Annotated in this window: 8 protein-coding genes and 3 pseudogenes; 9 read left to right on the plus strand and 2 right to left on the minus strand. The window is 35.8% G+C overall.

Annotated elements, in window-relative coordinates; translation table 11 throughout:
• Positions 1-56: 56 nt before the first annotated feature.
• From ACZ11_RS04670 to ACZ11_RS04700, 7 genes and pseudogenes are all read left to right on the plus strand, one after another.
• Positions 57-845: pseudogene (locus ACZ11_RS04670) on the plus strand (ribonucleotide reductase N-terminal alpha domain-containing protein); the annotation flags it as partial.
• Between the two features lie 208 nt (positions 846-1,053).
• On the plus strand, positions 1,054-1,872 hold the full coding sequence (locus ACZ11_RS24685) for a helix-turn-helix domain-containing protein (RefSeq protein WP_053093196.1): 819 nt from the start codon (positions 1,054-1,056) through the stop codon (positions 1,870-1,872).
• 76 nt (positions 1,873-1,948) lie between these two features.
• A pseudogene (locus ACZ11_RS04680) lies at positions 1,949-3,730 on the plus strand (vitamin B12-dependent ribonucleotide reductase); the annotation flags it as partial.
• Positions 3,731-4,700: 970 nt separating this feature from the next.
• Entirely contained in the window at positions 4,701-5,426 is a 726-nt protein-coding gene (locus ACZ11_RS04685; RefSeq protein ID WP_049664147.1) for an ABC transporter ATP-binding protein, read from the plus strand.
• A 12-nt stretch (positions 5,427-5,438) separates the two neighbouring features.
• The gene (locus tag ACZ11_RS04690) at positions 5,439-6,176 is read left to right on the plus strand and encodes an ABC transporter permease (RefSeq protein WP_049664148.1); all 738 of its coding nucleotides are present in this window, start codon (positions 5,439-5,441) and stop codon (positions 6,174-6,176) included.
• Positions 6,177-6,429: 253 nt separating this feature from the next.
• Positions 6,430-7,731 (plus strand): sensor histidine kinase, encoded by a 1,302-nt coding sequence (locus ACZ11_RS04695; protein WP_152911474.1) that lies wholly within the window; start codon positions 6,430-6,432, stop codon positions 7,729-7,731.
• A 9-nt stretch (positions 7,732-7,740) separates the two neighbouring features.
• Positions 7,741-8,484, plus strand: a complete 744-nt coding sequence (locus ACZ11_RS04700; protein WP_049664150.1) for a LytR/AlgR family response regulator transcription factor — start codon at positions 7,741-7,743, stop codon at positions 8,482-8,484.
• 469 nt (positions 8,485-8,953) lie between these two features.
• On the opposite strand, the gene ppsA is transcribed toward ACZ11_RS04700, so the two are convergent.
• Positions 8,954-11,554 (minus strand): phosphoenolpyruvate synthase, encoded by a 2,601-nt coding sequence (gene ppsA / locus ACZ11_RS04705; RefSeq protein ID WP_049664151.1) that lies wholly within the window; start codon positions 11,552-11,554, stop codon positions 8,954-8,956.
• A 234-nt stretch (positions 11,555-11,788) separates the two neighbouring features.
• Positions 11,789-11,969 (minus strand): annotated as a pseudogene (locus ACZ11_RS26880) (recombinase family protein); the annotation flags it as partial.
• Between the two features lie 444 nt (positions 11,970-12,413).
• On the opposite strand from ACZ11_RS26880, the gene ACZ11_RS04710 reads away from it, so the two are divergent.
• Together ACZ11_RS04710 and ACZ11_RS04715 are read left to right on the plus strand one after the other, a co-directional pair.
• A complete protein-coding gene (locus ACZ11_RS04710) occupies positions 12,414-12,854 on the plus strand; it encodes a LytTR family DNA-binding domain-containing protein (protein ID WP_049664152.1) in 441 nt (146 codons plus the stop codon).
• 10 nt (positions 12,855-12,864) lie between these two features.
• On the plus strand, positions 12,865-13,317 hold the full coding sequence (locus ACZ11_RS04715; RefSeq protein ID WP_049664154.1) for a DUF3021 domain-containing protein: 453 nt from the start codon (positions 12,865-12,867) through the stop codon (positions 13,315-13,317).

Below are 13,317 nucleotides of genomic sequence, written 5' to 3' on the forward strand. Positions count from 1 at the left end.
GACACATGATATTGTGTATTTATATTTGTAAAGCAGAAAATAAGGGAGGCAAAACGATGGTACTCACAAATCATCAACCCGAAGTAAACAAATTTGAACAGTTAAACAAAGATATTGAACAATTTCCACAGGTGCATCCTGTAACGCCTGATATGCACATTAAGCATAAAGGTGTATCAAGACTTGTGATGATCGATCGCTACTCGTTTAAGGATACGGAGAAGAAAACATTAAAAGCTGGTGATTTCGTCGTATTAACAGTGAAGTCAGATCCAAAATTCCCTGCACGTGGTTTAGGGACAATTCAAAAGCTTGATATGTCTACAAAAACGGCAGATATTTTGATTGAGGAAGATTACCGTAGTGCATTAGATGATCCAAAAGAGCAAGAAACGGGTGTGATTACGCGTTCAATTGACGTGCTAGAAAAGCCTCTTGAAATATTTTACGAACAAATCGCAAAACGAAATGCAACAGGGCTTGCTTCTGTTGAAAAAACACAAGAGAAACGCCAAGAATGGTTTGAGAAGTTTTATGAGCAGTTAGTATCATTAAAATTCATTCCAGCTGGACGAGTTATATACGGAGCAGGTTCTGAAACAGATGTAACCTTCTTCAACTGTTATGTAATGCCATTTGTAGCAGATTCACGTGAAGGAATCAGTGATCACCGTAAGCAAGTAATGGAAATTATGAGCCGCGGTGGTGGTGTAGGGACGAATGGTTCAACATTACGTCCGCGTAACACTTTAGCGCGTGGTGTAAATGGTAAATCATCTGGCTCTGTATCATGGTTAGATGATATTGCGAAGCTGACTCATCTTGTCGAACAAGGTGGATCCCGTTAACCTATAACGGCGGGATTAAAATCTCGTGAATTGCTGGAACACCCTTAGAGCTTTTCTTGCTACAACGTAAGCTGCGAAGCTAGATGTGAATGCTTGAAAAAAGAAAAGATTGGGCAATCAGCAGCGAAGCATCTATGGAAACGTAGATGAACGTTCAACGACTATTGAACCTTCCTAAACTTTGGACCACATCGGAGGTGGAAGAATGGAAGAAGTAGATCGTATTGTACGGAGACGTCCTTACGAGGCGCGAGACAAAGAACGATTGATTAAAAGAATTATTGAGTTGCATGAAAATGGTATGAGCCAAGTTGATATTGCAAAAACACTTAACATAAGTAGAGGAACAATCCTTAGATGGAACAAAGAGCTAGAGCTTTTTAAAGCGAGAAAGCCTGGTCAAGCGGGAAAGCTGAAAAATAAGAAGTATCATTACGATGAAAACTACTTTAAAAATATTGATACACCCAATAAGGCTTATTTAGTAGGTTATATTACTGGTGATGGTACTCTACATGACCGTGGTAAATCTAAACGTCTTATTTTATCACTTGCAAAAGAATTGACTATGCAAGAAGCGATTAAATTCCGTAAGCGATATGCACCAAATGAACAAAACAAATACTCTTTAATAATTAATTCAACAGAAATGTGCAATGATTTAATGAGGTTGGGAATTAAACCTCGAAAAACAGGTTTTGAAAGTTGGATTGATTTTAAAAATGAGGATTTGCAATGGACCTATTTAAGAGGTTTTTTTGATGCAGATGGCCATTTCTCAAAGCGTGGGAGAATAGGTTTTACGGGTAATCGCGAAATGTTTTTATCGTTACTAAAATTTTTGCATAATCAACAACTAGCTTTAACGGTCCATAAAGTTTACCCAAAACAAGGATGCGTTGACTTATTTATTTATCGAAAAGATGATGTGTTAAAGATTGTTCGAAAGTTATACGCACATGGTTCCATACAGCTCAATAGAAAATATGAAAAAATCAAATCCTTCTTTGATGATATAGTCTGATCTTATGTGAAAGCATAAGAATGTGGCAGAAATGACCACATCGAAAAAGTATTTTAAAATATTTTTTTGTAACAAAAAGCGTGGGGCACAAATGATTATGCTGGCAGATTGGCATCCTGATATCGTGGAATTTATTATTTCAAAAATGCAAAATCCACGTATTCTACGATACCTAATCGAAAATACAACGGATAAAACAATTATTCGTCTAGCAAAAGAAAAATTAAACTTTAAACCTCTTTCATTCCAAGAGGAAGCTATGTATCAAGGTATTGTAAACTATAAAGGTATCGAAGGCTTAGGCGGTTTTGATACGGCTATTATTCGTGAAGCGGAAAACAAGCTTCGTGATGGTGGTACTTATACTGTTCACAATCAAGAGTTTTTAACGGGTGCAAATATTTCTGTAACATTAACAAAAGAATTTATGCAAGCTGTAGAAAATGACGCTGACTTTGAGCTTCGTTTCCCAGCTGTTGAAGAATATACAAAAGAAGAGATGGCTATTTACAACAGTGAATGGCATAAAGTTGGAGATGTGCGTGAATGGGAGAAAATGGGCTATAAAGTACGCACTTACCGCACGATTAAAGCGAAGGAATTATGGAATTTAATCAACGTTTGTGCAACGTACTCTGCAGAGCCAGGTATTTTCTTCATCGACAACGCCAATGAAATGACGAACGCAAAAGCTTATGGTCAAAGCGTTGTAGCGACAAACCCATGTGGGGAACAACCACTTGCACCATATTCTGTGTGTAACTTAGCAGCTGTGAACTTAGCGCAGTTTGCAAATAAAGAAGATCAAACAATTGATTTCGAAGCACTACGTGAAACAGTTCGTGTTGGTGTTCGTATGCAGGATAATGTAATTGATGCTACACCATACTTCTTAGAAGAAAACCGTGTACAAGCTCTTGGAGAGCGTCGTGTTGGCTTAGGCGTAATGGGCTTAGCGGACTTACTAATTTATTGTGAGAAAGAATATGGCTCAGAAGCTGGTAATGAGCTAGTCGATGAAATCTTTAAGACGATTGCTGAGACTGCGTATGAGACGTCAACAGAACTTGCGAAAGAACGCGGTAGCTTCCCATTCCTTGTAGGAGCAACTGAGGAAGAGACAGCACGTTTACGTAAAGCATTTACTGAAACAGGCTTTATGCAAAAAATGCCTGCACACATTAAAGAGCAAATTTTAGCAACAGGTATTCGCAACTCGCATTTACTAACAGTAGCTCCAACTGGTTCTACTGGTACGATGGTTGGCGTGGCAACAGGTCTTGAGCCATACTTCTCATTCACATATTACCGTTCAGGTCGTCTAGGTAAATTCATCGAGGTAAAAGCAGAAATCGTACAAGAATATTTAGAACGTCATCCGGAAGTAGATGAGAATAATCTTCCTGATTGGTTCGTTACGGCGATGGAATTAAAACCAGAAGCACATGCTGATGTACAATGCATCATCCAAAAATGGATTGATTCATCTATTTCAAAAACTGTAAACGCACCAAAAGGTTATACAGTACAACAAGTTGAAAAAGTATACGAGCGTTTATATAAAGGTGGCGCTAAAGGTGGTACGGTCTATGTAGATGGTAGCCGTGATTCACAAGTACTAACACTAAAGGCTGAAGAAAATGATATGGATCAACTATCATTTGAGGAAGAATTAGTAGAAGTACCAACGAAGCGTCCAGTTGTATTAGTAGATACGATTCAAGCATTAGAATCGACAACAGTTATTGGTTCGGATGTAGGGAATACTTGTCCTGTATGCCGTAAAGGAACTGTAGAAGAAATCGGTGGCTGTAATACATGTACAAACTGTGCTGCACAGTTAAAATGTGGCCTATAAACCGTTTATAAAAAAGATGCGATGTTTAAAATAAATTAGCGAAGCTTTGCCCCTTTGGATATTTTTATCTAAAGGGGCATTTTTGTGTCGAAAAGAAAAAGAACATTGAAAATCGATAGGTGGATTAAAGAGAGTCAAGGAACTGGCAGTTGGGTAGATTATCCGCCTTGGTTTAAAACTAAGGATTAGTAAAGGACACGCCATAGTTTTTCCATGGAAACGATAATTCTAAGATTTCATCTTTCGTAGGCTTTCGGTCAGAATGGATTAAAGAAGCTGGAGTGGGTGCGGATTATATGCCGTAGTTAAACTTCAGGATGTTTCATAGTTAGGAGGGTCCGATCGTTAAAAGATTTTAAAATAAATAAACAGCATGTATTTCTATCATTTTAATAAAAAACCATTTGATTATGCATTTAACAGACCTAAAGTATCAGCATCTTGCTGGTGCTTTTTTTAGTGGTATGTGTAGCTTGCACATGAACTTTAGGGTGCAAGTTCCAATCTCTGAAGGAAGTAACATACCTGCCCGAGGAACACTACTACATATAAGGCTAGATCCGAATGAGTTTGCTCAATAAAACAACGCGCTTTCTTTTGAAGACCGTATCGGATAAATAAGGTGGAAAGATGGTGTGAAAGTGTATGTGCTTATCCGGGGAGGTCTGACAGAAACGTGAAGTATCCCTTCATAACCTATTTTGTGAAAAGTAGATGGTTTATTAGAGTTTCATAGCACACCTAAAGGAGAAGGTAATTTCCTAATCATGCAGCAGTCTGCCTGTTCAAATTAGCTGTACTTGTAAAACAAGTGCCGCCACAGGGGATCTTGTTGACAGTTAGGAATAAAAATAGAACACCTAAATCAAATACTTTGGACATCTAAGTATAGAGGAGCAGATTGTATGCATGGAATGAAAAACAGTAGAATTCTCGAGTTATAGTATGTATGTAAATAGGAGGGTGAGCCATGCAGGATTACAATGTAAAGGTAGAAAAATTAACAAAGAACTATGGGAAAAAAGCTGTTCTGAAAGGAATAGACTTTACTGCTAAAAAAGGTGAAATTATTGGTGTTATCGGTAAAAATGGTGCTGGGAAATCGACATTCTTGGAAATTTTAATGACGATTAATGATTATAATGGCGGTAAGGTAGCTGTTTTTGGTAATAACTTAAAGGAAATTGATCAAGCTCAGCTGGAAGAAATCAAAAGTAATATATCTGCTGTACTTCAGCCTACACAGTTTTATAAAAAATTAAAAGTAAAAGAATTACTAGATCTTTTTCGTGCCTATTATGGTAGCAAAGTAGATTTAAATGAAATTATCGAAGAGTTTGAATTGCAAGAGCATCTAAATACGTTTTTTGATAACTTATCTGGAGGCTGGAAGCAAAAGGTTAGCCTAGCGATTGCTTTTTCGTCAAAACCGCGTTTGATTATTTTGGATGAACCGACTACCGGTCTGGATCCTCATATGCGGAACATATTATGGGAAAGCATCACAGGATATATAAAAAAAAATGACAGTACAGTGATTTTATCGACTCATTACATGGACGAAATCGAACTCTACTGTGATAAAGTTCTGTTCATTAACGACGGTGTAACCGAAGTATATGATACGCCAGAAAATATTTTGAAATCAGGTTATAAGTCTATTAATAGCTTTTATCTTGATAAAATTTCTAAATAAGGAGGAGAAAAGATGTTATTAACACAAATTAAATATGACTTAATCATGTTTTTTAGAGAGTTATTTTATTTAGTTTTCACAGTTGTTGTACCGCCAGTAACATATATTTTAATGGGACAAATGTTCAGTAATGCAACCTATAGCGGAGGAATGAACTATGTTCAAATGTATACACCATCGTTTATTGTCCTAATTAGTTTTTCGGTAGTATTTTTTGCTTTTGGTTTTGATCAGGTAATGAATCGTGCGGAAGGAATTGAAAAAAGACTTTTCATTACGCCTATAACAGATAAAATTCTTCTGATGTCCAGTATTGCCAAGTCATTTATTATTGCAACTGCAGGATTTGTCTTAATCACATTGATTGGCATACTTATCTATGATTTGCAACTTTCTATTGTTAATTTCTTAGTTTCATATTTAAGTTTGTTGCTTATTAATGCGATAATGTTAGTTTATTCTCATGCGATTTATTCAAACTTCAAGGAAGTAAAAACAGCACTAATTATGTCAATTGTTTTGTTTCAAATTGTTATGTTCACTGGCGGCTTTTCTGTTCCTGTGGATAGTATTCCGAATTTTGTGAAATATGTATCATATGTGAATCCGTTCTATCATTTAAATAAAATGTATATTTCAATTTGGAATCAGACATTTGAATTCAATCAAGATATGGTGATTTCAATCGGGTACACATCGTTTCTTCTAATTATTTCATTAGTTGTTATGAAGCTCAAAAAAAGATTTTAATGAGTTCCAGCGATTTAGTGAGAATCGTTATAAGTAGACATTGTCTTCTACACTATTTGATAATGAACTGTTGTTTTAAATGAATTTTTTGAAAGAGTCTTTAAGAGCTGGAATATAAGCTTGTATTTTGGTCAGGTTTTGTCTTTCTTTTAATTTCCTATATTCCTCTAACACGCCTTCCTGGATTCCTTTTATTTACTTATCTATAGTATACTATATAGTGGAGTTACTATATAGAAATGAGGGTCAGTGAGTGGCTATATTAGCATTCATTCAGGTTTTATTTTATTGTATTTTGGTAAGTTTCGTTATAGGTAAACGTTTTTTTCGAAAGGAATATATTTTTGCGGCCGTATTGTTTAGTTTAATTATGGCTGGGTTATATTCGTATTTAGATATTTTTGGTTCGTTATTAATATTTGCGTTTATTCTTGCTATGTTTAAATATACATATCTAAAGTGGATACCTGCTTTGTACTACGCATCAACAGTAATGATTGCTACGATTCTAATTGATCATATAGCAACTTTCATTATGGTAAAAATCTTCGGGATTAGTACTACCTTTATAGAAACAAACGGAATAATTTCATCAGCGACATTACTTCATCAATTTATTACACTGATTATTGGCTTTATATTTATAGCCTTTTGGAAAAAAGTGACTATCCGAATTTTTGAGAAGGATACAGATGATAGGAATTTAACGCGAATTGCAGCTTTCTTGGGTCTTTTTACATATGCGATTTATTTTACAATGATTGTTTATGTACGATTAACAGGAAATCAAAACAAGCTTGTATTGATGAATACGCTGTACTTATTTATCTATTTTATTATTTTTGCTGTTAGTTTGTCGTTTCTAGTATATACCTTCAGAAAGCGGTTTGAGATGAGGGAAAAGGAAATTGAGCTAAACAGTCTACAAATGTACACTGAACAGCTAGAAAGAAACTATAATGAAATGCGAACTTTCCGCCATGATTACATCAATATCCTGTCTTCTATGTCAGAATACATCACCAATCGTGATATGAATGCTTTAGAAAGCTATTTTAATGACAATATTATGCGCGTCAGTCAAAAGATTCGTGACAATGATTTTAAAATGAGGGGATTGTCCCAAATTAAAATCCCAGAAGTAAAAGGTTTGGTATCCTCCAAACTGATTACAGCACAGGAAAAAGGTATAGATGTGGTTTTTGAATGTCCTAATGAAATTCATTATCTGAATATGGATAGTATACTGTTGTGCCGCTGTATCGGAATTATTTTAGATAATGCCATTGAAGCAGCAGAAGAAGTAGAAAAGGGTACGGTTCGAGTGGGGTTTGTGGAGTTTGAACAATCCGTGTCCTTTGTCGTTTGGAATACGTTCCGAGATACTGGGTATAAGCTCTTTCAATATTTCGAAAAAGGTTTCTCAACAAAAGGAGAAAATCGAGGATTGGGGCTGAATAGCCTGAAGAAAATGGTTGATCAAGAAAATAACACACAGTTGGATACAGTTATAGAGGATGAATTTTTTAAACAAGAAATTGTAATTTTAAAGTGAGGGATTGAGATGATTGATGTTTTTATTTGTGAAGATCAAAAGGAACAAAGAGAAAAGATAGCCAGGTATGTTTCAAATTACATAATGATTGAAAACCTTGATATGCAACTGGTACTAACAACTGCAGATCCAGAAGAAATATTAGCCTATATAAAGGAGAGTAATCGACCTGGTTTATATTTTCTTGATATCGACTTGAATCATGAGATGAATGGTATCACACTTGGCTCGGAAATCAGAAAAATTGATCCAATAGGTGATATTGTTTTTATCACAACCCACTCAGAACTTACATATTTAAATTTCATTTATAAAGTAGCCGCGATGGATTTTATTATTAAAGATGATGTCGATTCTGTACAGAGCAAGATTGTTAGTTGTTTGAAGGTGACAAATGAAAGAAAGCAAGTAATGAACAAGACATCCAATAAAAAATTCGTTCAAAGAGTTGCAGATAAAATTATTAGTGTCAACTATGATGATATCATGTTTTTTGAATCCTCCCCATTACATAAAGTTGTTTTACATTTGGATAATCGTCAAGTAGAGTTTTATGGGAAGCTGAAAGACATAGAAAAAGAGTATGAAAGCTTCATTCGTTGCCATAATTCTTACGTAGTAAATATCGACAATATTCAGGAAGTGGACTTGAAAAAGAAAGAAATTCTAATGGGAAATGGAGAAACTTGCTATGGATCTGCTCGAATGATTAAAGCTGTACAGAAAAAATTAGAAATGAGTGTTATCGAATAAGAGTATGCTCTTCCTTCTATTTCCAAGAGTTTAAAATGTATCGTAAAAGGACTTTGAAAGATGGGTTGAACAGAATCTCAAAATTTATGAATGCGAAGAGTAAATTTTGAGGGGGAGCGTTAGGAAATGAGGATTTCAACGTTAATATATAAAAAGGCCAATTCCTCGGAATTAAAATCGAGAAATTGGCCTTTTTTCGTTACTACATAAACGCGTCCAGTGGTTGAAGATCAATGCCTAAATCTTATTCGAGAGAAGCTCAATATCAATTATTCTTACGCAAAGTAAGGAAGAATCGACTTTTCGTTATTGAACAATAGAATCCCAATTTTGCAATGGATTTACTATCAATTACCTAACAAAAATGGGTAGAAAATAGACAAATTAGGGAAAGCGTCCGTTTATCCATGACAGGTTGAATTTAATGCCGTCCATTAAGACAGAGGCTCTAACTTGACGTATTTAGTTATTACAATATTTCAATATATCCTTCTGTTCCATGTACGCGAATTCGTTGCCCATCTTTTATCAGTTCAGTGGCATTTTCCACCCCAACAACTGCTGGTAAACCATATTCACGCGCGATAACTGCTCCATGTGTCATTAGTCCGCCAACTTCGGTAACTAGACCTTTTATGGATACAAACAAGGGTGTCCAGCTAGGGTCAGTAAAGGAGGTAACTAATATATCTCCTTCTTCTAAATCAGCATCCTCCATGTTTAAGATGACACGAGCACGTCCCTCTATAACTCCGGATGAAACAGGTAGCCCTACAATAGCTTTGGTTGGGAGATTTTCTCGTTTGTATTCACCTACAATGATTTCACCATCAGACGTGATAACGCGTGGGGGAGTAAGTTTTTCATATAATTTGTACTCGTCTTTTCGTTCGCTGATGATCTGGTAATCTAGTTTATTTGTGTGTACGATTTCGCGAAGTTCTTCAAAAGTGAGATAGTATATATCTTCTTTTTCATGAATAACGTTGGCTTGCACGAGTTGTTCGGCTTCTTTCAGTAAAGCCTGCTTATAAACGAAGTAGCGATTAATCATGCCGTATTTTGGATATTCACGATAGCCGATGAAATTCCGGATTAGGTCGATCATTCGTTTAGTTTCTTTGGCTTTTTGTTCACCATCCGCTAATTGCTTCAATCGCTCTAATAACTCTTGTTCTTTTTTCAAAGCTTCCTGTCGCCCTTGCTCAAATTTTCGATTGCTGGCATTAGGCTGCAAGTTTTTGATATTGTTAAGAATCATAGGGACAAGTGTAATTGGTTTTTCACTCCAACGAGTTTTCGTAATATCGATTTCTCCAGCACATCGCATTCCGTATTTGTTGAGAAAAACATGGAAAGCGTCTCTTGCTTCCTGTCCGCCATCAAACCTAACTAGTTCATCCAAAAAGTTATCATTTTTTGTGTGTTGTAAATAGGCAATTATTTCTGGATAAGGACGGATCATATCTGCGACATCCAAAAGTGCTAGACCCATTTCCGAAGTAATATTGTTTGGTACAGATTGAGAAAGTGTGTCTGCTACGTTTTTTTCACCTAACCACTCGTTCATATTTTTATTGATCCATATTGAAGCATTTATAGCAGACATAAATACAGCTGAACTTTGTGGATCAAATAAAATCTTCTTTAATTCCTGAAGATCTTCTTGAATAAAATCAAATAAATCTATTCTTGATTTCGTTTGGATGTTTTGTTTTAACTCTTCTATGGATGTTTGATTACGCTTAATCAATTCAGAAACGATTAATGGATTGTTTTCGATTTGTGCTAGCGTATCTGTATTGCCTCTGTTGGGACTCGGTGCTTTATTATCATTAGGTAATGATTTAATAAAATCTCCACGCTCAATGATGTTCATAAGTGCGTCTTTCATGAGCGGATCGTGTTGTCCCATAGTATTTAATAAATTGTTTCTACTGACCGGTGAAGCCAGTTGATGCGTGACATCAACAAACAATCTTCCGCCTGCTTTTCGCATGGGCGCAGAAGTCGTTAACAGGAAAAAAGACAATCCCAATGGTTTCATGGGATCTGTCATCATTTGCTGATGACCGACAGATATATAGACGTGGTTTTCTTGATCAGTCGCTTTAGGGATGGGGAAAAGAGTCGTGATTAGGCGACTCTGAACAATATAAAATGTGTCATCCACCAAACACCATTCGATATCTTGTGGGCAACCGAAATAAGCTTCGATCTGTCTTCCGATACGTGCTAGTTGTAAAATCTGTTGATCAGTAAGTGTTTGTGTCTTTTGCTGTTCCGGATCGATCTGTTGTGTCTCAGTTCCTCCTCCTTTTAGGCCATAGATAGCTAATTTCTTGGTCGCTATCATTTTATCGACTATTTTATCTTCCTGTACTTTATAACAATCGGCAGAGACTAAGCCAGAGACCAGTGCTTCGCCGAGTCCAAAACTGGCATTGATTGATAGTAGTTTTCGGTTAGAAGTAATCGGATCAGCAGTAAATAATATCCCTGATGCCTGTGGGAAAACCATCCGTTGTATGATGACGGATAGATACACTTGACTGTGGTCAAATCCATTTTGCATACGGTAGATTACCGCCCGATCCGTAAATAGGGAAGCCCAACATTTACGAATATGCTGCAAGATGGATTCTTTGCCGATGATATTTAAATAGGTGTCTTGTTGACCAGCGAAAGAGGCATGTGGTAAATCTTCAGCAGTCGCACTAGAACGCACTGCATAAGCATGATCATCACCAAGCTGAGAAAGTGTGTGAGCAACTTCTTTTACAACATCGGAAGGAATTTCTACTTCCAAAATGATTTGTCGAATCTTCCTGCTGATTTCACCAATTTGATCACGATCATTTACTTTTAGCGCTGATAGTTGATCCAACAATACTTGAAAGGTTTCGTTTTGTTCGATGGCTTTTTGATAACCCACTGTCGTAACACAAAATCCTTCTGGTACTTGTGTTCCTTCAATTTTTGATAATTCCCCTAAATTTGCCCCTTTTCCACCAACGAGCAAAAACTGTGTTTTATCCATTTCCTGAAAACTAAGAACCAAAGAACTCATTCTACATCTCTCCTAACCATTCTATTGAGAAAAAATATTTGACAAGAGCTTACCGGCGTGATAATATTAAAATATAAGATAGGGTAACTATGCACATGCAACCGATAGCGATTGTAATATAATTATATATTCGTATCTGTTTTTGTGCAATATTAAAGAACTTGGTAAAATATCCAAGTTTTTTCTTGGTTTCTCTCTTCTACTAATCACATCAAAAAAACTGATTTAACGACTCACTGCATAGTTAATCCCGATATGCTTGTGATACTTTTTAACTATTCTACGGTATTTCCCTTCCTTTTTCGCTAAATTAATTCCTTCACATTGACGAATTCAAATATTGAAATCACGCTCTAAAGGATTACTCCACCCATAACGTCATTATAAATTGGCTATAAAGATTATCTTGCCACAAACAGGTGCTTAACTTGAATTAGGTTTAAGCAATGATCTTCAACAAAACCACATAATAAAAATAATATGATATTCCATTAGAAGGCATGATTTGTGAAGGACGTAGGTAGAAAAAGATCAAAATTTTTTATAAAACTGATAATTAAATCGTGTGAATAAGAATCCATTTTGATCAATCTTTTTTTCAAAATGGATTCTTTTTATTTATCTTAAATACTGGTGGTGTGGAATTTTTGATCAAACTTTATTTCAAAGCAACGCTATCAAAGACGGATAGGACCTTTTTCTTCATTAGATAAATGCCAGCTAAGGAACTCTCACACCTTTTAGGGAGGAGATGGATGACCAAACCACTTATCCCGTCTAAACGACCAGTCATCGAAAATCCATTTACATAACTAGATGAAAATTTTATAGTAAAAACGGAAGAAAGGATTGTGATGATATGAAGGTAGAAGTGTCGATTGACCCGGCATGCAAAGAGCCAAAAGTTATTATTCACACAGATAAAATGACCGATGAAATAGAGAATATCATGCAGTGTATCACTTCCACTGAAATGAACACATTATCGGTTTTATCACATAGAGGTGTTGAATTTATTAACTGTGGGGACATTGTGCGCATTTATACGGAACAAAAGAAAGTTTTTGTTCAAACGATGGTTAGTATATACAATGTACGCTTTCGCTTGTACGAGCTTGAAGAAAAGCTGAATACACAGATGTTTGTACGTATTTCAAATGCTGAAATTGTCAATCGAAATATGATTATACATATGGATATAAGCAAGACAGGAACAATCGGGGTTGAGCTAAAAGGCGGGATTAAAACATACGCTTCAAGGCGCTATGTAACAAAAATTAAGAAGCAATTAGGGTTTTGAGGTGAAAAACATGCGAAAAGACATATTAATTCGGATTATAGGTGGATTTGTCATTGGGGTTGTAATTGGGCAAGTAGTACAATTTTTTGTATCAAAGGGGATAGCGCAAGGGAGTTACGCTTGGGTAGTTCCCGAATTTCGAGCGTTATTTACAAATGAAATATTCGCAATTATTACTCAAGTTTTGTTGACTGGTTTGATTGGGATAACTTTCGCTTTAGCTGCACTATTTTTTGAAATAGCAAGATGGGGAATGTTGAAGCAGTATATTGTGCACTTTTTTGTAACGGCAATTATTTGGATACCGATTGTGATGATTTTATGGATGCCGAAAACAGTGGCTAATGTTTGTTCGTTATTAGCAAGTTTCTTAGGAACATATGTCGTGACTTGGCTATTTCAATATAAGCTTTCAAAGCGTGATATTGAAAAAATAAATGCAATGTTAACAAAAGAGAGGTGA

The sequence above is a fragment of the Lysinibacillus xylanilyticus genome, from assembly GCF_001183605.1.
GTDB classification, from domain to species: Bacteria; Bacillota; Bacilli; order Bacillales_A; family Planococcaceae; genus Lysinibacillus; species Lysinibacillus xylanilyticus.

What these genes read in the sequence shown, in the direction of transcription:
- ACZ11_RS24685 (WP_053093196.1), top strand. Translation starts at nt 1,054, where the DNA reads ATGGAAGAAGTAGATCGTATTGTACGGAGACGTCCTTACGAGGCGCGA.
- ACZ11_RS04685 (WP_049664147.1), top strand. Translation starts at nt 4,701, where the DNA reads ATGCAGGATTACAATGTAAAGGTAGAAAAATTAACAAAGAACTATGGG.
- ACZ11_RS04690 (WP_049664148.1), top strand. Translation starts at nt 5,439, where the DNA reads ATGTTATTAACACAAATTAAATATGACTTAATCATGTTTTTTAGAGAG.
- ACZ11_RS04700 (WP_049664150.1), top strand. Translation starts at nt 7,741, where the DNA reads ATGATTGATGTTTTTATTTGTGAAGATCAAAAGGAACAAAGAGAAAAG.
- ppsA (WP_049664151.1), bottom strand. Translation starts at nt 11,554, where the DNA reads ATGAGTTCTTTGGTTCTTAGTTTTCAGGAAATGGATAAAACACAGTTT.
- ACZ11_RS04710 (WP_049664152.1), top strand. Translation starts at nt 12,414, where the DNA reads ATGAAGGTAGAAGTGTCGATTGACCCGGCATGCAAAGAGCCAAAAGTT.
- ACZ11_RS04715 (WP_049664154.1), top strand. Translation starts at nt 12,865, where the DNA reads ATGCGAAAAGACATATTAATTCGGATTATAGGTGGATTTGTCATTGGG.